This is a genomic window from Sulfitobacter sp. UBA4523, from assembly GCF_002388305.1.
In the GTDB taxonomy this organism is placed as follows: domain Bacteria; phylum Pseudomonadota; class Alphaproteobacteria; order Rhodobacterales; family Rhodobacteraceae; genus Sulfitobacter; species Sulfitobacter pontiacus.
In genome coordinates, this window is the sequence record NZ_DGMH01000022.1 from 57,916 (window position 1) to 75,475 (window position 17,560).

The window sequence follows — 17,560 nt, forward strand, 5'->3', positions numbered from 1 at the left end:
CGGGCGGACGCCCTGCCCGACGCGCGCGCCAGCAACCGCGGACCTGCGGCCAAGGTGCTGATGCAGGACGGTGGCATGTGGTGGCTGAACTTCCGACACGGCCCGCTGCTGACCTATGGCAGCCTGCTGTTGGGAGTCACCGTCGTGCTGATGGCGATTTTCTATCTGATCCGCGGACGTATCCGTATCGAACACGGGCGCGCGGGTATCACCATCGAACGGTTCAAATTCATCGAACGCTTCGGCCACTGGCTGATCGCAAGCTCGTTCATCCTGCTGGCCATCACCGGTCTGCTATCGCTTGCGGGGCGTAAACTGCTGATCCCGCTGTTCGGGCACGAGGCGTTTTCGACCTTCGCCATCGCGGGCAAGTGGATCCACAACAACGTGTCATGGGCCTTTATGCTAGGGCTGGTGATGGTGTTCGTCATGTGGATCGTCCACAATCTACCGGATCGCACAGACATCAACTGGATCCTCAAGGGCGGCGGGATCTTCGGCAAGGGTCACCCCCCCGCCAAGAAGTTCAACGCCGGTCAGAAGCTGATCTTCTGGGCCGTCATCATTCTGGGCACCTCGATCTCTGTCTCGGGTATTTCGCTGCTCTTCCCGTTCGAATTGACGATGTTCGAACCTACGCTGGCGCTGTTGAATGACATGGGCGTGCCGCAACTGTTGGGGCTTGGCACAATAGACGCCACGCTGACCCCGCAAGAGGAAATGCAATACGCCCAGCTGTGGCACGCCGTTATCAGCTTTGTCCTGATGGCTGTGATCATCGCGCATATCTATATCGGGACACTCGGCATGGAAGGCGCGTTCGAGGCGATGGGGTCGGGCGATGTCGATCTTGAATGGGCGCGCGAGCACCACAGCATCTGGGCCGACGAAGTTGTCGCGAAGCAGGGTAAACCTGCCTCTGGCACGCAGCCGGCAGAGTGATATGATGCACCCAACGCCCCCCACCCAACGTGCCAATGCGCATCAACGAGGTACGGAATGAAAGCTTTTATCACTGCCATCGTCGCCTTGGTCATCCTTGCTGCGGGCATGAACTTTGCGTTGGACAACGCAGGGTTCTCCGCGGCCGAGCAGACCTCCTCTGATCGCAATGTCCGGCTGGGCGACTAAGACCGCATCCTATGCATAGCAAACTCCGACGGCCCGCCCGATGAATGATATCTGGGCGGGCCTTTCTTCTGCGTTCTGGCTGGTTGTCACCGGCGATCCCGATCTGATCGAGATTACGCTCAGGTCGTTGCAGGTCAGCCTGACGGCGCTGGTCATTGCCTCGACCATCGCGCTGCCCTTCGGCACATGGCTCGCCATCCGCCGTTTCCGCTTCCGCCGTACCGCGATTGCGGTGCTGAACTCTCTCATGGGTCTGCCGCCCGTCGTGGTGGGGTTGATCGTCTATCTGCTGCTGTCGCGCGCCGGTCCCTTCGGGGTGCTGGGGCTGCTGTTCACGCCGACGGCGATGATCATTGCGCAGGTGATCATTATCACGCCGCTCATCGCCTCTATCACCCATCAGGCGATGCGTGATCTTTGGGCCGAATACCACGATCTGCTGATTTCGCTGAACACCACCCCGACGCGGCGCATCCTGACGCTGATTTCGGACGGGCGGCGGGCCTTGTTGACGGCGGCGTTGGCAGGCTTTGGCCGCGCCATCGGCGAGGTCGGCGCGATCATGATCGTGGGCGGCAATATCGACCACGCCACCCGCGTGCTGACCACCGCCATCGCGCTGGAAACCGGCAAGGGTGATTTCGCACTGGCGCTTGGTCTGGGCTTTGTGCTGATCGCGCTGGCGCTGAGTGTGAACCTGATCATCCACGCCCTGTCGCGCACAGAAAGAGAGGGCAGATGGTGACCCCCCTGCTGCCCGCCCATATGCGCGATGTCAGCGTCAGCCGCCGCGGCAAGCGATTGCTGGGCCCCGTGGACCTGACCCTTGGCAAAACCGGCTTCACGATCCTGCTGGGGCCCAATGGTGCGGGCAAGACGACATTCCTCAAGGCGCTGCACGGCCTTGAACGGCTGTCGACGGGCGCGGTCACATGGGCCGTTCCGGATGACCTTGCGCGGATGCGACAGGCCTATGTCTTCCAAAGCCCCGTGATGCTGCGCCGGTCGGTGCGCGCCAATCTGGGCTATCCTCTGGCGATACTCGGTCAGCCCAAGGCGCAGGTGAACAAAGCAGTAGAGGCTTGGGCGGCTCGTATCGGCCTGACGCCCGCGCTGGATCGCCCCGCGACGGGGTTGTCCGGTGGCGAGAAACAAAAGCTCGCCCTCGCCCGCGCCTTGATCCGCACCCCCGAGATGCTGCTGCTGGATGAGCCCTGCGCCAATCTTGATGGCCGCTCCGTCAAGGATATAGAGGCGCTGTTGCAGTCTGCCCATCACTCAGGGACGCGCATCGTGATGGCGACCCATGATCTGGGTCAGGCGCGGCGCCTTGCAACTGAAATATTGTTTCTGTTTAAAGGTCGCATTCACGAGGCTGGCCCGGCGCCCGATGCGTTTGACGCCCCGCAGACCCCGGAATTCAAATCGTTCCTGAATGGAGATATTTTGATATGAAATCCTTGATTACCGCTCTTGTTCTCGCACTTGGCACCACGGCTGCGCAGGCGGACACCATGAAAATGGCTGTCACCACGTCCTTCAACAATTCTGGTCTGTCCGACGTTCTGCTGCCCGCCATCAAAGAAGATCTCGACCTTGACGTGCAACTGCTGATCGTCGGCACCGGTCAAGCCTTGCGCTTGGGCGAAGCAGGCGACGTCGATGCCATTCTGGTACACTCCAAGAAAGCCGAGGAGGCCTTTGTCGCCGACGGCTATGGCACCCACCGCCGCGAGATCATGTATAATGATTTCGTCCTGATCGGCCCAAATGACGACCCCGCCGCGATCAAAGACGCAGAGGCTGCGAAGGACGCGCTGGTCAAGATCGAAGCCGCCGAGGCCCCTTTCGTGAGCCGTGGCGACGACAGCGGCACCCATAAGAAAGAACTCTCGCTTTGGGCCGGTGCTGATCTGGACCCCGCGACATTCGGTGAATGGTACAAAGCTGTCGGCGCGGGCATGGGCGCGAGCCTCAACACCGCTGCAGGGATGGGGGCCTATATCATGTCCGACCGCGCAAGCTGGCTGAACTTTGACAACAAGGCCGATCTGGCAATCCTCTTTGCAGGCGATCCGGTGCTGTTCAACCAATACGCCTATATTCCCGTGAACCCCGAAAAGCATGCGCATGTGAACAAAGACGCCGCGGCCCAGTTGGAAGACTGGCTGGTCGGCGACCGCGCCAAAGACCTGATCGACAGCTATACGATCAACGGCGAAAAGCTGTTCACCTTTAACGCCGAGCAGTGATTTAAACGGTTTGAGAACCTCGTCAAGCGCGGTATCAAACCGTATGAAATCATTGATCATCCATATGTCCACCAGCACCGCGCGGCACGCCAATGTCGCGCGGTTGCTGCAGGATCTGCCCGATGCGCAGGTCGTCGAAGCGGTAAATGGCCGCGACCCTACGCAGGTCGCAGATGTGCGCACCCACTCTGGCAACCTGCACAGCCCGTCCTATCCCTTCGCCCTGACACCGGCCGAGATCGGCGTCTTTCAAAGCCATCGCAAATGCTGGCAGATGATCGTCGATCAGGGCTGGGATTACGCGATGATTGTCGAGGATGACCTCGCCGTGTCGCGGCCAGAGCTGGACCGCGCGTTACAGCTTATCCACCAGAATATGACGCCCGATATGTACCTGCGCCTGCCGCCCAAGATGCGAGAGCTGCCCGCAGATGTCGTGGCGCGCGACGGCGATATGGCGTTGATCCTGCCCAAGCGGATCGGCTTGCAGTGTTGCTGTCAGGTGGTGGGGCGTGACGCGGCGCAGCGCTTGCTTGACGGATCGACCCAGATTGACCGCCCTGTCGATACATGGCTGCAGATGCATTGGGTGACAGGGCAAAAGCTCCACGCCCTGCTTCCCAATGGGCTAAGCGAAATCGCCAACCAGATCGGCGGGTCAACCATCCAGCAAAAAACCCGCACCAGCGGCAAGCTGATGCGGGAATTCAAGCGGGCGTGGTATCGCACGCAGGTTAAATTGCGACCTCAGAAAGCCTGAGATCCGCGCTTAGCTGGGCGCTTTGGTGGTGCGCAGGTAGGGCAGGATCTTGTTGAAATCGCCGAACTTCGCCTTGGCGTCATCGTCCGACAGGGTCGCGGGGATGATCACGTCGTCGCCCACATTCCAGTTCGCCGGTGTCGCCACGCCCTTTCCGGTCGAGGTTTGCAAGCCGTCCAGCGCGCGCAGAACCTCGGCAAAGTTGCGGCCCACGGTCATCGGGTAGGTCATCGACAGCTTCAGCTGCTTGTCCGGCCCGATGATGAACACGGCGCGGACTGTGGCGCTGTCGTTGGGGGTGCGGCCATCGGGCAGATAAGCGTCGGCGGGCAGCATGTCGAAGGCTTTGGCAACGGTCAGGTCGTTATCCGCGATGATCGGAAAGCCCGCTTTGGCACCGGCGAAGGTCTCGATATCGCCTTTCCATTTCTTGTGCTCTTCAACACCGTCCACGGAAATGCCCATCACCTTGGTGCCGCGCTTTTCCCATTCGTCGGCAAGCTGTGCGACTGCCCCGAATTCGGTGGTGCAGACCGGCGTGAAATCCTTTGGGTGCGAAAAAAGGATCGCCCAGCTGTCGCCCACCCAGTCGTGCAGGCTGATCGTGCCCTGATCGGTTTCGACAGTCAGATCGGGGATGGTATCGTTGATGCGCAAGGACATAATATTCTCCGGCTTCATGGTTTCGGTTTGTCGTTCTCCACTTATGTAAGACGTTGCGCTGCCGGTTTCACCCCCTCACTTGCGGGTCCCCAGATGTGGTGACATGGTACGCGCAACAGGCTGGGGGAAACGTCCCCGGCACCGCATGACAAAAGGAGTTTTCCCATGCTGGAGAAGCGCGAGTTTTACATCAACGGTGAATGGGTATCCCCCGCCAAGCCGAATGACTATCACGTGATCGACCCCACCACAGAGGAGCCCTGCGCGGTCATCTCGCTTGGGGATCAGGCGGATACCGATGCCGCGGTTGCCGCTGCCAAGGCCGCCCTGCCCGGCTGGATGGCGACGCCTCCGGCGGAACGCATCGCCCTGCTGGAAAAGCTGCTAGAGGTCTATCAGGCCCGCGCCGAGGATCTGGCCAAAGCGATGAGCACGGCCATGGGTGCGCCGATGGATCTGGCCCGCACGTCGCAGGTTGGTGCCGGTTCTTATCACCTGAGCAACTTCATCAAGGCCGCGAAAGAGTTCAAATTCGAACAGCCGCTTGGCGATCACGCCCCGAATGACCGGATCATCCGCGAAGCCGTGGGCGTTGCCGGTCTGATCACGCCGTGGAACTGGCCGATGAACCAGATCACGCTCAAGGTCGGCGCGGCGATCGTGTCGGGCTGCACGATGGTGCTGAAACCTTCCGAGGAAAGCCCGCTGGACGCGATGATCTTTGCAGAGTTGATCGACGAGGCAGGCTTCCCCAAAGGGGTATTCAACCTTGTGAACGGCGATGGCGTCGGTGTCGGCAGCCAGATGTCGTCGCATAAAGACATCGACATGATCAGCTTCACCGGCTCCACCCGCGCGGGCACGCTGATCTCGAAAGCGGCGGCGGATACGCTGAAAAAGGTCCACCTTGAACTGGGAGGCAAAGGCGCGAACATCATTTTCAACGATGCGGATGACAAGGCTGTCAAACGCGGCGTGCTGCACATGATGAACAACACTGGTCAGTCGTGTAACGCCCCCAGCCGTATGCTGGTGCAGTCGGATGTCTATGACAAAGCCGTCGAAGAAGCAGGCGCTGTGGCGTCGCAGGTTACCGTTGGTCCTGCCTCCGAAGATGGGCGTCATATCGGCCCCGTGGTCAATGAATCGCAGTTCAACAAGATTCAGGACCTGATCCAGAAGGGTATCGACGAAGGCGCGCGTTTGGTTGCGGGCGGCACCGGACGTCCCGACGGGTTGAACCGCGGGTTCTTTGTCAAACCCACCGTTTTTGCTGACGTGACCCCCGACATGACCATCGCGCGCGAGGAAATCTTTGGGCCGGTTCTGTCGATCATGAAGTTCGACAGCGAAGAGCAAGCGGTCCAGATCGCCAATGACACGGTTTACGGCCTGACCAACTATGTCCAGTCGCAAGATGGCGAGCGTCGCAACCGTCTGGCGCGTCAGCTGCGGTCGGGCATGGTCGAGATGAACGGCCAAAGCCGCGCCGCAGGGTCGCCCTTTGGCGGCATGAAGCAATCGGGCAATGGCCGCGAGGGTGGTATGTACGGGATCGAGGACTTTACCGAGATCAAGGCCGTCTCGGGTTGGGCCGCTGAATAAGCTGTCCTTCGGACACGCTGTAAAAAACCAAGGCCACCCTACGGGGTGGCCTTTCTCGTCTGCGCCCTATGGCCTTTAGAACGGTGCCTTGGCACGGATCTTGGTCGAATGCCCGCCCTGAGGATGGTTGAACCGCAGCTCCTCTGAATGGAGCATCAGGCGCGGATACGCCAACGCGGGCCCCGTGGCGTAAAACGGATCGCCCAGAATCGGATGGCCGAGGCTCAGCATATGCACCCGCAGCTGATGGCTGCGCCCTGTCTTGGGGCTAAGGCGCACCCGCGCGGTGTCGCCTTCGTCTTTCAGCACACGCCAGTCGGTTTGTGCGGGTTTACCCGTTTCATGGCAGACCATCTGGCGCGGGCGGTTCGGCCAATCCACGATCAGCGGCAGATCGATGGTGCCGGTCTTTTCCTGCGGTACCCCCCAGACCCGCGCGACATAGGTCTTGCGCGTCATCCGCTTTTCAAACTGCAATCCCAGATGGCGCTGCGCATGGGGCGTCAGCGCAAAGATCATCACGCCTGAGGTGTCCCGATCCAGACGATGCACCAGCAGCGCGTCCGGAAATGCATCCTGCACCCGCGCGATGAGACAATCGGCCAGATGCGGCCCCTTGCCCGGCACCGACAGCAAGCCCGCGGGCTTGTCGACAAGCAACACTTCGGCGTCTTCATGCAGGACAACCAGCGGATCTTGGGGCGGATTATATTCTGTTTCCATAAGTGTCCGTCTCAGATGTAGGGTAGGTTTTCAAGCCAATCTGTACCAAAGGACCCGGAATGCATCCTACTATTACCAAGATGATTGATGTTGTCGCCAAGGGGGATTCGGAAAAGATCGCCCCGCTGCTGGCGGAAGACGTCACCTTCATGCCGCCGACATATTACAAGACCTGGACCGGCCGCGCCCCTGTGGCAGCGGTTCTGGGGCACGTCGGCAATGTCTTTAGCGATTTCAAATACCGCCGGATCATGGGGGAAGGGACAGATTGGGCGCTGGAGTTCCAGTGCAAGATCGGGGATCTGGATGCCGTTGGCGTCGATCTGATCACCTTGGGTGACGACGGTCTGATCGCCAAATTCGAGGTGGTGATGCGCCCCTATAAATCCATCGGTGCCCTACGTGAGGCGATGAACGCACGGGTGATGAAAGACCCCAGCTTCCTCGCCTTCAAGGACGCGCTGTCCTGAGCGAATGATATAATGATCGAGGGGCGCGACATGTCTGCGCCCCTCCTCCCCCCTTGTCACGCCGGTTTGTGCCGCATCTGCCGGAACAGCGAGATCGAATAGATCACCAGCGCACCCCAGATCAGCGGAAAGGCAATCATGCGCGCGCGCCCAAAGGGTTCGTCAAAGACCAGCACAGCGCAAAGGAGGATCATCGTCGGCGCGATATACTGCAAGATACCGATGGTCGACAGCCGCAGCCGCTTGGCTCCGTTGGCATAAAAGATCAACGGCACCGCCGTGACCACGCCGCAGCCCACCAGCATCCACGTATTAAACGGCACGCCCTGACCAAAGTGGTTTTGCCCCGTCATAATCAGGTAAACCAGATAAGCCAGCGCAGGAGCGAGCAGGATCAGGACCTCAAGCAGGAAACCCTGGTTCGGCCCGATCGGCAGCCGCTTTTTCGCCAGCGCATACAGGCCGAAGGTGAATGTCAGGCTCAGCGCGACCCAAGGGAAGCGACCGGAATCAAGCGTCAGGATCGCGACGGCGACGGCTGCCAACCCGATTGCCGCAAGCTGAAGTCTCGACAGACGTTCCCCCAGCAGCAGCGCCCCCAGCAAGATGCTGAACAACGGGTTGATGTAATAGCCCAAGGCCGCGTCCAGCGCATGACCCGAGTTCACCGCCCAGATGTAGATGCCCCAGTTGACCGAGATCAGCGTCGCCGTGACACAGCCCATCGCCAAGGTGCGCGGCGACCGGAACGCCTCGCGCAGGGTGGCGGTGCGCCCCAGTAGGATCAGCACCAATGCGCCCACGGGCACTGACCAGATGACCCGATGCACGACGATCTCTGCCGCAGGAATATGGGCGATGGCCTTCATGTACAGCGGCAGAAACCCCCAAAGACCATAGGCCCCGATCGCAAAGGCAAGCCCTTGGGGCGTGTCCTCGGGCGGGGCGGGCTGGGTGTTGGAAAGGGTATCTGGGTTGCGCATATCGTGTCTCCTTGGGGTCTGCTTACGCCCGCAGGACCGCAGGGACCAGAGGGAAAGACTGACCCAAGGGCACTTGCCCCACAGGCGCGCAAGATCAGCCCTTGATCACCCCTTAGGCATCGGCGTATGCGCGCTGCCCAACAGCACCCCGTAGATGATAAAGCTGACCGCCATCACGCGGCGGAACCAGACGTTGAACACCGCCCCCAAGGCAGCCCGCCCCAGCCCCGCCCCAAGCGCTGTAAACCCGGTATAGCTGGCCGCGGTCAGGGTCAGCGCCGTCGGCACGATCACGATCATCTGGTCCCAGATCGGGACATCCGGCTGCACGAACTGGCTGAAGGCCGCAAGATATCCGGCGACCGATTTCGGGTTGATCGTCGCAATCGCAAAGGCACGCCAATAGACCGACGCGGCGGGACGATCCTCCATCACCACGGGCTTGCCCGCCAGGACCAGCCCGCGCACGCCCAGATAGATCAGAAACCCTGCCCCGATCATCTTGGCCACAAAGAACCCCGTGGCCGAGGCTGTCAACAGCGCCGTCACGCCAATCGCTGACAGCGCCAGAAACAGCGAGGCCTGCGTCAGGATCGCCAGCACCCCGACCATCGCCCGCGCAAAGCCCAGGTTCATCCCGTTGCTGATACAGTTCACCGCGTTCGGCCCCGGCGTGGTGACAAACACCACCCAGAACAGGGCAAACACGAGCCAAGCGTCAAAGCTCATGACATTTCCTTTGATCGACGGGCAGGATCACCGGCCTAGACGTTTGCGAAAACAGATTTCAGAATCGCGGCGAGTGCGTCGGCGTCGGTCTGGTCAAACGCGGCGGGCTGGTTGCTGTCGATATCAAAGACACCCAGCAGCTCTCCGGCGCCGTTCCAGACGGGCAGGACCAGTTCAGACCGCGTGGAGGACGCGCAGGCGATGTGGCCCGGAAAGGCATCCACATCCGCAACCAGCTGCGTTTCGCCCGTGCGCGCGGCGGCCCCGCACACCCCACGCGCAAAGGGGATCACCAGACAGCCATGCCCGCCCTGATAGGGCCCGATCTTAAGCAGCTCTGGCGCGGTCACACGGTAGAACCCCGTCCAGTCAAAGCGGTCGTCGGCGTGGTGCACCTCGCAGGCGACGGTGGCCATCAGCGCCACGCTGTCGGTTTCGCCGTCGGTCAAAGCGTGGAGGGTTTTGGAGAGGGTAGGATAGTCAACGCGCATAAAAGTGCCTTTTGTTACTGTCGGACCGGGGGGCTGTCTGCCCCCCGACCCCCGAGGATTTAGACCATTTGGAAAATCAGGGACGTTCGATCGCAATCGCGGTGCCTTCACCGCCGCCAATGCAGATCGCCGCGATACCCCGTTTCAGCCCGCGCTTTTCCAGTGCGTTCAGCAGGGTCACGATAATGCGCGCGCCAGAGGCTCCGATGGGGTGGCCAAGCGCACAGGCACCGCCGTTCACGTTCACGATGTCATGGGACAGCCCCATTTCATGCATGAAGGCCAGTGGCACGACGGCAAAGGCCTCGTTCACTTCCCACAGATCAACGTCGTCTTTCTGCCAGCCCAACCGATCCAGCAGTTTCTGCGCCGCCGGTACGGGCGCGGTGGTGAAAAGCCCCGGTGCCTGCGCGTGACTGGCGTGGCCGAGGATATGCGCGCGGACATTCAACCCTTGGGATTTGGCTGCTGTTTCAGATGCCAGCACCAATGCCGCCGCCCCGTCCGAGATGGAAGACGCATTCGCCGCCGTTACTGTGCCGCCCTCGCGGAAGGCGGGTTTGAGTTCGGGGATCTTCTCGGGCCGTGCGTTGCCGGGCTGTTCATCCGCCGAGATGGTGACCGACCCTTTACGCGATTTCAGATCAACCGCTGCGATCTCGCCGTCGAACGCGCCGCTGCTTTGCGCGTCAAGCGCGCGGGACAGGGAGGCCAGCGCATAGTCATCCTGCACGGCGCGGGTGAATTGAAAGGTCTCGGCGCAGTCTTCGGCAAAGGTGCCCATCAGGCGGCCCTTGTCATAGGCGTCTTCCAACCCGTCGAGGAACATGTGATCGATCACATGACCGTGCCCCAACCGCGCGCCGCCGCGCATTTTCGGCAGCACATAGGGCGCGTTTGTCATGCTCTCCATCCCGCCGGCGATCATGGTATCGGTCTGACCCAAGGAGATCTGGTCGAAGGCGATCATCGCCGCCTTCATCCCCGAGCCGCACATCTTGTTCAGCGTTGTCGCCGGCACCTCTTCGCCCAGACCTGCCTTGAAGCCGGCCTGACGCGCGGGGGCTTGGCCCTGCCCTGCGGGCAACACACAGCCCATCAGCACCTCGTCCACGGTATTGGTGCCGGCACCGTCCAGCGCCGCCTTGATCGCATGCCCCCCCAGATCGGCCGCGGTCAGATCGGCAAAAGCCCCCTGAAACCCGCCCATCGGCGTCCGCGCAGCCCCTGCTATCACGACTTTTTCCATTTCGTCCCCTCCCCGGGAAATGATCATCTTTTGGTAAGGTATCGGCGCTATGTCTTCTGGCGTCCGGGACACCTTGGAGATGACCATATGAAACTCTCAACCAGAACAGAAGGGCAGCTGCAAATCATATCCGTCATGGAAGACCGTATTGATGCCGCCGTTGCCCGCGCCTTTAAAGAAGCCATGCGGGATATGATCGAAGATGGGCCACCGGTGGTTATTCTGGATCTGGGGCAGGTGACCTTTATTGATTCCAGCGGGCTTGGCGCGGTGGTGGCGACGCTGAAACTTCTGTTGCCGGACCGCAGCCTGACGCTGGCGGGGCTGACGCCCTCGGTTGATCGGGTGTTTCGATTGACGCGGATGGACAGCGTTTTTCCCCTTTTCCCCACATTGGACGCCGCATTGGCCGCGCAGGTGCCCGCATGAGCGCCCCGAACCGGAACGAAGGCACAGTGGGTCAGGCGGATACCCCCTATGGGTTCGAGGTGACGTTGGAAGCCTCTGCCGATGCGGTACGCGCGGCCCTTGGACATATCCGCACAGAACTGGCCGATCGGGGACTATCGCAAGAAAACCTCGAGATTGTGGAACTGGTGCTGGCCGAGACGTTGAATAACGTGGTCGAACACGCCTATGCCGGATTGCCCCAAGCGGGGTTAATCGGGGTGCGCGGGGCCTATGCGCCTGATGACTTGCGGTTTCGCATCACCGATCTGGGCAAACCGATGCCGGGGTTCACCCTCCCCCCGGGTGAAGCATTCGATGTGCTGAAACTTGCTGACGAACTGCCCGAAGGTGGATTCGGCTGGAGCCTGATCCGGTTGCTGAGCTGCGAGCTGGAATATTCGCGCACCGGCGATATGAACCTGCTGGCGCTGCGCATTCCGCTTGCCGCGGGATAAGCTGGGCACGGGGGACCGCTATTAGGGGGGCCTTTGCGGCCAAGGGTTAAGTGTTGGTCACCTTTGGGGCAGCTTGAAGCAACGCTCCGCAATAGCGCCTCAAAGGTTTCATAATTCCGCCCAGCTTTGCGGGCAACGTCGGTTCTGTAGCTGCATATGGCTTCCCTCGGCGTTGCGTTTTAATAGCCCCCACCCAGTACGCAACGCCGAGGCACATTCACTGTGCCCAATCCCCCTTCATGTACCCAGCTCCCCTTTAAGTGCCCAACTGCCCTTTAGTGATTGCCCGCCCGTCCTGCACCGCGCTACGTTCAGGCCGATGACAGCAACCTGAGGCCAATGACATGCGCGACTTTCACCTTCCCGGACGATCCCCCGTTCTGGCGAGCAATGGCATGTGTGCCACGTCCCATCCTTTGGCCGCAAAGACCGCTGTCGATATTCTTGAGCGGGGCGGCAACGCGATGGATGCCGCGATTGCCGGTGCCGTGCTGCTGGGGATTTGCGAGCCGCAGATGACCGGAATCGGCGGGGATTGCTTTGTGCTGTATTCGCCAGCGGGCAGCGACGAGGTGCACGCGCTGAACGGATCGGGCCGCGCCCCTGCTGCGTTGGATGCCGCCCATTTGCGGGACGCTGGTGAAAAGACGGTACCGCTGCGCAGCGCCCATGCCGTGACCATACCCGGCGCGATCGACGCGTTTTGCCACCTGTCCGACACCATCGGCACCATGGGTCTGGACACGATTCTTGCCCCGGCGATCCGCTATGCCGAAGAAGGCGTGCCCGTCGCGGCACGTGTTGCCTTTGATTGGGGTAATGATGCGGGCACATTGCAGGGGGCCGCACGCGATTTCTATTTGACCGGCGGCGAGGCCCCAAAGACCGGCGACATCTTCCGCGCCCCCGGTCAGGCCGAAGTCCTGCGTCGCATCGCCAAGGACGGGCGCGATGCCTTCTATGCGGGTGAGGTGGCCGAAGATATCGTCGCCTCTCTCAATGCGATGGGGGGCAAGCACACGGCAGAGGATTTCGCCGCCACCGCTTGCACCCCCGGTGAGCCCCTTGCCTCCACTTATCAGGGCGTTGAGGTGCTGGAACATGCGCCGAACGGTCAGGGGGCCACGGCACTGTTGATGATGAACATGCTGTCGCATTTCGACATTGCATCCATGGATCCTTGGGGCGCGGAGCGTGTGCATATCGAGGCGGAAACCGCCAAGCTGGCGTATGATGCGCGCAATCGTTTTCTGGCGGACCCGGACCATACCGCACGTCTGGCCCATATGCTTGCGCCCGAAACGGCGCGAGAGCTGGCGGCGTTGATCGACCCGAAGAAAGCCATGCCCGACCCCGTCGCCCTGTCAGAGGCGGTGCATAAGGATACGATCTATATCACCGTGGTGGACAAGGATGGGATGTCCGTGTCGTTGATCTATTCGATCTTCCACGGTTTCGGGTCGGGCATCGCGTCGGATAAATTCGGTATCCTGCTGCAAAACCGCGGTGCTGGTTTCACCCTTGACCAAGGGCACGCGAACGAGCTGAAGGGCGGCAAGCGGCCGATGCATACGATCATTCCGGGGATGATCAAACGCGACGGTAAGGTCATCATGCCGTTTGGTGTGATGGGCGGGGCCTACCAGCCCAATGGCCACGCGCGGTTTGTCTCTAACCTGACGGATTTCGGGCTAGACCCTCAGGCCGCCATCGACGCCCCCCGCGCGTTTTCAGACAATGGCATCCTCAAGGTCGAACGCGGCTATAGCGATGCGGTCCGCGCCGAGCTGGCCGAGATGGGGCATAAGGTCGAAATTCCGGCCACAGCCATCGGCGGCGCGCAGGCGATCCAGCTGCATGACAACGGTTTGCTGGAGGGGGCGAGCGACGCGCGCAAGGATGGGTGTGCCCTGGGCTATTGAAACAGGGTGGCAGGGCGCGGGTCACCCACGCTTTGCCTCAGTTCAGCTGGAAGTGCAGCGGATAGGCCCCATCGGTGAACGGGCCGAAGAGATCGGGGATATCAGGATGGTCCACAGGTTCGCCCGAGTAATCGGCCACGAGGTTCTGCTCGGACACATAGGCCACGTAATAGCTTTGTTCGTTTTCGGCCAGCAGGTGATAATAGGGCTGGTCTTTCTCGGGGCGGCTGTCTTCGGGAATAGCCTCGTACCATTCTTCGGTATTGGCAAATTCGGGGTCCACGTCAAAAATCACCCCTCGGAAAGGATGTTTTTTGTGCCGGACGATCTGGCCCAAGTGGTATTTCGCGCGCGTTCTTATCATAACATCGGTGCACCTACCGTTCGTTCGTAGTCCCTTCAAGGGGCTTTTGTCCAATCCTGCGACGCGCAACCAAGGAAACAGTTTGTGAACCTCGTCCTGACAGTGCTTGAAATTGTGGCTCCTGTGTTCCTGCTCGCGGGGGTCGGCTTTGCCTGGGTAAAGCTGGGGTTCGAGTATCGCATCCAGTTTGTGACCCAGCTGGCGATGACCCTATCGGTGCCCTGTCTGATTTTCGTGTCGCTGATGACAACGCAGATCGACCCCGCCGCGCTGAGCGCTTTGTCATTGGCGACAGTGGCGGCCTATGGCGGGGTGACGCTGCTGGCTGCGGTGATCGTGCGCGTGTTCGGGTTGAACCGGCGGACGTATCTGGCCCCGATGATCTTCGGGAATACCGGCAATCTGGGTCTGCCGCTCGCGCTTTTTGCCTTTGGCGACACGGGGTTGGGTTACGCCGTTGTGGTCTTTGCCATTATGGCCATATGGTCGTTCACCTTCGGCATCTGGCTGGTGGCGGGGTCTGGCTCGTTCGGGAAAGTCATCCGTGAACCGCTGGTCTGGGGCACGGCATTGGGCGCATTGTTTCTGGTGCAAGGCTGGGAAACGCCGGTGTTTCTGACCAATACGCTGTCCTTGCTCGGTCAGATGGCGATCCCGATTATGCTGATCACATTGGGCGTTGCCGTGGCACGGCTGTCCCCCGGCGGGATCGGCCGCGCGGTGGTGTTGTCACTGATCAAGCTTGCGATCTGCATTGGCATCGCCGCCTTGGCAGGCTGGTTCTTTGACCTTGATAAAATCGCGTTTGGCGTGCTGGTCTTGCAGGTCGCGACACCGGTGGCGGTGACATCCTACCTGCTGGCAGAGAAATACGGTGCGGACGCGCAGTCTGTCGCGGGGCTGGTTGTCGTCTCTACCGTGCTATCGGTTGCCGCTTTACCGCTTATGCTGGGGTTTCTGCTGTAATTTCTGGTGGGCGTCGGCAGGGCAATCTGATAAACTAAATGTAATAAAAACACGATAAAAGCGAGAGGCCGATGAGCAGAACCTTTTGCGCCCTGATAATTGCTGTGCTTTTGGCATCATGTAGTGGCGGTCCGACCAGTGCCCCACGAGACCTTGATAACGCATGTGCGATTCTCAAAGAGCGCCCAGAATATTACCGCGCATTCCGTGCAGCTGAACGCCGTTGGGGCGTGCCTGTCCATGTGCAGATGGCGACGATCCATCAGGAAAGCAAATTCATCGCGGACGCCCGTACGCCGTTCCGCTATGTCATCGGCGTGATCCCCATGGGCCGCCAGTCCAGCGCCTTTGGCTACAGCCAGGCGCTTGATGCGACATGGGATGAATATCTGGCCGAAGCTGGCGGTTTCCGCGCCAAGCGCGACCGGATCAACGACGCGTCGGATTTCATGGGGTGGTACATGAACAAGAGCCGCGACAAGAACGGCATCCCCCTGCATGACGCGGAAAACCAGTATCTGGCCTATCACGAAGGCAACACAGGCTATGCGCGCCAAAGCTATAATTCGAAACCCTGGCTGGTCGCCGTGGCCCGCAAGGTGCGTGCGCGCTCCGATATGTACCAGCAGCAGATTGCAGGGTGTCGCCTGTCACGTTGGTAAGCTGACCAACACCGGATAAAGAAAGGGCCCCGAACGTATGTTCGGGGCCCTTTTTCGTTAGCGGTTCACCTGACCGGGGCTGCCGACGTCAAACAGTTTGTTGGGCAGGCTGCCGCCCTTTTGCAGGTCGCCCAGAACCACGGTGGTCTTGGTGCCGTTGCCGTCGTTGATGATCCACTGGCGCAGCTCGACCGGGTTGCCGGTGAACTTCAGCTCGATATTGCCATATTCAGGATGCGCGGGGTCTTGGGCGCGCACGGTGGTTGCGGTGCCGTCATAGTTATGCCCCGTCACCATCTTGGCCTGCCCCAGGTTCACATTCGCGGCCAGAATGATCGACAGCGGCGTTTTGGACAGAGGGTATGTCTCTGCCGGTTGGTTGGATTTCTTGTCGTAAATCACAACCGTATTGCTGCCCGCCACGACAATCCCCGAATCCGGTGCGTTGTATTCAAACCGCACTTTGCCCGGACGTTTGATGTAGATCGTGCCGGTGCTGATCGAGCCGTCGTCGTTGATCTGGGTGAATTCGCCCTTGGCGGTTTTCAGATCGTTAAGATAGCCGGAAATCGCGTTCAGCGGCAGTTTGTCGGCGGCGGCGGGCATCACAGCTGCCAACCCCAGACCAATGGCCAGAACGGTGGTGGTAACAAAACGCATCATAGTCTTCCTATTCTTATTCCAGTGCCTTGCCTTCGACATAGGGCTTCGCGTCATGATATACGATATCACGCAGCAGGATATCGCCTAACACGCCCGAAATGCAAAAGGGGCTCGCCTGTTCCCAAGCCAACCCCCGGCGTCGCAATGACGTTCCGATTAATTTTGCGCGCTACCCCTGCTCTGGTATCAGGATCTCGCGCTTGCCCACGTGGTTGGCAGGCGAAACAAGGCCCGCGTCCTCCATCTGTTCGACCAGACGCGCGGCTTTGTTATAGCCGATGCCCAGTTTCCGCTGGATGTAGGACGTCGAACATTTGCGGTCTTTTGCCACGATCGCCACGGCCGTGTCATATTGCGCGTCTTCGCTGTCGGTATTGCCGCCCAGACCCAGAACCGCGTCGATGTTGCCCTCTTGGTCATCGGATGGCCCTTCGACCACACCCGACACATAATCAGGTTCACCATAGGCCTTGAGGTGGTTCACGATCTCTTCGACCTCTTCGTCGCTGACAAAGGGGCCGTGGCAGCGCACGATCTTGGACCCGCCCGCCATATAGAGCATGTCACCCATGCCAAGCAGCTGTTCGGCCCCCATCTCGCCCAGAATTGTGCGGCTGTCGATTTTCGAGGTCACCTGGAAGGAAATCCGCGTCGGGAAGTTCGCCTTGATCGTGCCGGTGATGACATCGACCGAAGGACGCTGTGTCGCCATGATCAGGTGAATACCCGATGCCCGTGCCATCTGTGCCAGACGCTGGATGCAGGCTTCGATCTCTTTGCCCGCGACCATCATCAGATCGGCCATCTCGTCCACGATCACGACGATATAGGGCAGCGCTTCGGGCTTGAATTCATCCGTCTCGAAGATCGGCTCGCCCGTATCCTCGTCAAAGCCGGTCTGGACGGTGCGGCTGAACATCTCTCCCTTGGCCAGGGCCTCGCGGACGCGACCGTTATAGCCTTCGATGTTGCGCACGCCCATCTTGGACATCTTGCGATAGCGCTCTTCCATCTCGCCCACG

22 protein-coding genes are annotated in these 17,560 nt (G+C 60.5%); 13 read left to right on the forward strand and 9 right to left on the reverse strand.

The window, feature by feature from the left end:
* The 6 genes from B3849_RS04990 to B3849_RS05015 all read left to right on the forward strand — a co-directional run.
* Positions 1–942: formate dehydrogenase subunit gamma (locus B3849_RS04990; protein WP_286779883.1), on the forward strand; the 942-nt coding region annotated here is incomplete at its 5' end.
* A gap of 57 nt (positions 943–999) precedes the next feature.
* Complete coding sequence (locus tag B3849_RS04995) at positions 1,000–1,131, forward strand: hypothetical protein (protein WP_005850301.1); 132 nt, start codon at positions 1,000–1,002, stop codon at positions 1,129–1,131.
* 40 nt (positions 1,132–1,171) lie between these two features.
* Positions 1,172–1,876: an ABC transporter permease gene (locus B3849_RS05000; protein WP_037942756.1), complete on the forward strand. Its 705-nt coding sequence runs from the start codon at positions 1,172–1,174 to the stop codon at positions 1,874–1,876.
* A complete protein-coding gene (locus tag B3849_RS05005; RefSeq protein ID WP_005850305.1) occupies positions 1,870–2,586 on the forward strand; it encodes an energy-coupling factor ABC transporter ATP-binding protein in 717 nt (238 codons plus the stop codon). The genes B3849_RS05000 and B3849_RS05005 overlap by 7 nt, the downstream gene beginning before the upstream one ends.
* Positions 2,583–3,383: a substrate-binding domain-containing protein gene (locus tag B3849_RS05010; RefSeq protein WP_005850307.1), complete on the forward strand. Its 801-nt coding sequence runs from the start codon at positions 2,583–2,585 to the stop codon at positions 3,381–3,383. The genes B3849_RS05005 and B3849_RS05010 overlap by 4 nt, the downstream gene beginning before the upstream one ends.
* Before the next feature lie 43 nt (positions 3,384–3,426).
* On the forward strand, positions 3,427–4,143 hold the full coding sequence (locus tag B3849_RS05015; protein ID WP_278424903.1) for a glycosyltransferase family 25 protein: 717 nt from the start codon (positions 3,427–3,429) through the stop codon (positions 4,141–4,143).
* Between the two features lie 9 nt (positions 4,144–4,152).
* Here B3849_RS05015 and B3849_RS05020 read toward each other — a convergent pair whose 3' ends face one another.
* Positions 4,153–4,806 (reverse strand): peroxiredoxin, encoded by a 654-nt coding sequence (locus tag B3849_RS05020; protein WP_037965330.1) that lies wholly within the window; start codon positions 4,804–4,806, stop codon positions 4,153–4,155.
* 165 nt (positions 4,807–4,971) lie between these two features.
* On the opposite strand from B3849_RS05020, the gene B3849_RS05025 reads away from it, so the two are divergent.
* Positions 4,972–6,411 (forward strand): aldehyde dehydrogenase family protein, encoded by a 1,440-nt coding sequence (locus B3849_RS05025; RefSeq protein WP_005850313.1) that lies wholly within the window; start codon positions 4,972–4,974, stop codon positions 6,409–6,411.
* A gap of 75 nt (positions 6,412–6,486) precedes the next feature.
* On the opposite strand, the gene B3849_RS05030 is transcribed toward B3849_RS05025, so the two are convergent.
* The gene (locus B3849_RS05030) at positions 6,487–7,134 is read right to left on the reverse strand and encodes an RluA family pseudouridine synthase (RefSeq protein WP_005850315.1); all 648 of its coding nucleotides are present in this window, start codon (positions 7,132–7,134) and stop codon (positions 6,487–6,489) included.
* 59 nt (positions 7,135–7,193) lie between these two features.
* On the opposite strand from B3849_RS05030, the gene B3849_RS05035 reads away from it, so the two are divergent.
* The gene (locus B3849_RS05035) at positions 7,194–7,604 is read left to right on the forward strand and encodes a nuclear transport factor 2 family protein (RefSeq protein ID WP_037942746.1); all 411 of its coding nucleotides are present in this window, start codon (positions 7,194–7,196) and stop codon (positions 7,602–7,604) included.
* Between the two features lie 56 nt (positions 7,605–7,660).
* Here B3849_RS05035 and rarD read toward each other — a convergent pair whose 3' ends face one another.
* The 4 genes from rarD to B3849_RS05055 all read right to left on the reverse strand — a co-directional run bounded on the left by rarD (position 7,661) and on the right by B3849_RS05055 (position 11,056).
* A complete protein-coding gene (gene rarD / locus B3849_RS05040; protein ID WP_278424904.1) occupies positions 7,661–8,587 on the reverse strand; it encodes an EamA family transporter RarD in 927 nt (308 codons plus the stop codon).
* Positions 8,588–8,692: 105 nt separating this feature from the next.
* Positions 8,693–9,316, reverse strand: a complete 624-nt coding sequence (locus B3849_RS05045) for a LysE family translocator (protein ID WP_005850320.1) — start codon at positions 9,314–9,316, stop codon at positions 8,693–8,695.
* A 35-nt stretch (positions 9,317–9,351) separates the two neighbouring features.
* Entirely contained in the window at positions 9,352–9,807 is a 456-nt protein-coding gene (locus B3849_RS05050; RefSeq protein ID WP_278424905.1) for a GAF domain-containing protein, read from the reverse strand.
* Positions 9,808–9,883: 76 nt separating this feature from the next.
* Positions 9,884–11,056, reverse strand: a complete 1,173-nt coding sequence (locus tag B3849_RS05055) for a thiolase family protein (RefSeq protein WP_278424906.1) — start codon at positions 11,054–11,056, stop codon at positions 9,884–9,886.
* Positions 11,057–11,143: 87 nt separating this feature from the next.
* Between B3849_RS05055 and B3849_RS05060 the strand changes: the two genes are divergently transcribed.
* The 3 genes from B3849_RS05060 (at position 11,144) to B3849_RS05070 (ending at position 13,883) form a co-directional block, all read left to right on the forward strand.
* Positions 11,144–11,485, forward strand: a complete 342-nt coding sequence (locus B3849_RS05060) for an STAS domain-containing protein (protein ID WP_074636394.1) — start codon at positions 11,144–11,146, stop codon at positions 11,483–11,485.
* Entirely contained in the window at positions 11,482–11,961 is a 480-nt protein-coding gene (locus B3849_RS05065; RefSeq protein WP_037942732.1) for an ATP-binding protein, read from the forward strand. The genes B3849_RS05060 and B3849_RS05065 overlap by 4 nt, the downstream gene beginning before the upstream one ends.
* 344 nt (positions 11,962–12,305) lie before the next feature.
* Positions 12,306–13,883 (forward strand): gamma-glutamyltransferase family protein, encoded by a 1,578-nt coding sequence (locus B3849_RS05070; RefSeq protein WP_278374942.1) that lies wholly within the window; start codon positions 12,306–12,308, stop codon positions 13,881–13,883.
* A 37-nt stretch (positions 13,884–13,920) separates the two neighbouring features.
* On the opposite strand, the gene hspQ is transcribed toward B3849_RS05070, so the two are convergent.
* The gene (gene hspQ / locus B3849_RS05075) at positions 13,921–14,247 is read right to left on the reverse strand and encodes a heat shock protein HspQ (RefSeq protein WP_005850331.1); all 327 of its coding nucleotides are present in this window, start codon (positions 14,245–14,247) and stop codon (positions 13,921–13,923) included.
* 84 nt (positions 14,248–14,331) lie between these two features.
* Here hspQ and B3849_RS05080 point away from each other — a divergent pair, with 84 nt between their 5' ends.
* Both B3849_RS05080 and B3849_RS05085 read left to right on the forward strand, forming a co-directional pair.
* Positions 14,332–15,213 (forward strand): AEC family transporter, encoded by an 882-nt coding sequence (locus tag B3849_RS05080; protein ID WP_278424907.1) that lies wholly within the window; start codon positions 14,332–14,334, stop codon positions 15,211–15,213.
* Positions 15,214–15,284: 71 nt separating this feature from the next.
* Positions 15,285–15,875, forward strand: a complete 591-nt coding sequence (locus B3849_RS05085) for a lytic transglycosylase (RefSeq protein WP_174226590.1) — start codon at positions 15,285–15,287, stop codon at positions 15,873–15,875.
* Positions 15,876–15,932: 57 nt separating this feature from the next.
* Here the strand turns inward: B3849_RS05085 and B3849_RS05090 are convergent, their stop codons facing one another.
* Positions 15,933–16,535, reverse strand: a complete 603-nt coding sequence (locus tag B3849_RS05090) for a LolA family protein (protein ID WP_005850339.1) — start codon at positions 16,533–16,535, stop codon at positions 15,933–15,935.
* A 172-nt stretch (positions 16,536–16,707) separates the two neighbouring features.
* Positions 16,708–17,560: FtsK/SpoIIIE domain-containing protein (locus B3849_RS05095; protein ID WP_286779884.1), on the reverse strand; the 853-nt coding region annotated here is incomplete at its 5' end.

Coding starts and splice junctions, on each gene's coding strand:
- B3849_RS04995 (WP_005850301.1), top strand. CDS start 1,000: ATGAAAGCTTTTATCACTGCCATCGTCGCCTTGGTCATCCTTGCTGCG.
- B3849_RS05000 (WP_037942756.1), top strand. CDS start 1,172: ATGAATGATATCTGGGCGGGCCTTTCTTCTGCGTTCTGGCTGGTTGTC.
- B3849_RS05005 (WP_005850305.1), top strand. CDS start 1,870: ATGGTGACCCCCCTGCTGCCCGCCCATATGCGCGATGTCAGCGTCAGC.
- B3849_RS05010 (WP_005850307.1), top strand. CDS start 2,583: ATGAAATCCTTGATTACCGCTCTTGTTCTCGCACTTGGCACCACGGCT.
- B3849_RS05015 (WP_278424903.1), top strand. CDS start 3,427: ATGAAATCATTGATCATCCATATGTCCACCAGCACCGCGCGGCACGCC.
- B3849_RS05020 (WP_037965330.1), bottom strand. CDS start 4,806: ATGTCCTTGCGCATCAACGATACCATCCCCGATCTGACTGTCGAAACC.
- B3849_RS05025 (WP_005850313.1), top strand. CDS start 4,972: ATGCTGGAGAAGCGCGAGTTTTACATCAACGGTGAATGGGTATCCCCC.
- B3849_RS05030 (WP_005850315.1), bottom strand. CDS start 7,134: ATGGAAACAGAATATAATCCGCCCCAAGATCCGCTGGTTGTCCTGCAT.
- B3849_RS05035 (WP_037942746.1), top strand. CDS start 7,194: ATGCATCCTACTATTACCAAGATGATTGATGTTGTCGCCAAGGGGGAT.
- rarD (WP_278424904.1), bottom strand. CDS start 8,587: ATGCGCAACCCAGATACCCTTTCCAACACCCAGCCCGCCCCGCCCGAG.
- B3849_RS05045 (WP_005850320.1), bottom strand. CDS start 9,316: ATGAGCTTTGACGCTTGGCTCGTGTTTGCCCTGTTCTGGGTGGTGTTT.
- B3849_RS05050 (WP_278424905.1), bottom strand. CDS start 9,807: ATGCGCGTTGACTATCCTACCCTCTCCAAAACCCTCCACGCTTTGACC.
- B3849_RS05055 (WP_278424906.1), bottom strand. CDS start 11,056: ATGGAAAAAGTCGTGATAGCAGGGGCTGCGCGGACGCCGATGGGCGGG.
- B3849_RS05060 (WP_074636394.1), top strand. CDS start 11,144: ATGAAACTCTCAACCAGAACAGAAGGGCAGCTGCAAATCATATCCGTC.
- B3849_RS05065 (WP_037942732.1), top strand. CDS start 11,482: ATGAGCGCCCCGAACCGGAACGAAGGCACAGTGGGTCAGGCGGATACC.
- B3849_RS05070 (WP_278374942.1), top strand. CDS start 12,306: ATGCGCGACTTTCACCTTCCCGGACGATCCCCCGTTCTGGCGAGCAAT.
- hspQ (WP_005850331.1), bottom strand. CDS start 14,247: ATGATAAGAACGCGCGCGAAATACCACTTGGGCCAGATCGTCCGGCAC.
- B3849_RS05085 (WP_174226590.1), top strand. CDS start 15,285: ATGAGCAGAACCTTTTGCGCCCTGATAATTGCTGTGCTTTTGGCATCA.
- B3849_RS05090 (WP_005850339.1), bottom strand. CDS start 16,535: ATGCGTTTTGTTACCACCACCGTTCTGGCCATTGGTCTGGGGTTGGCA.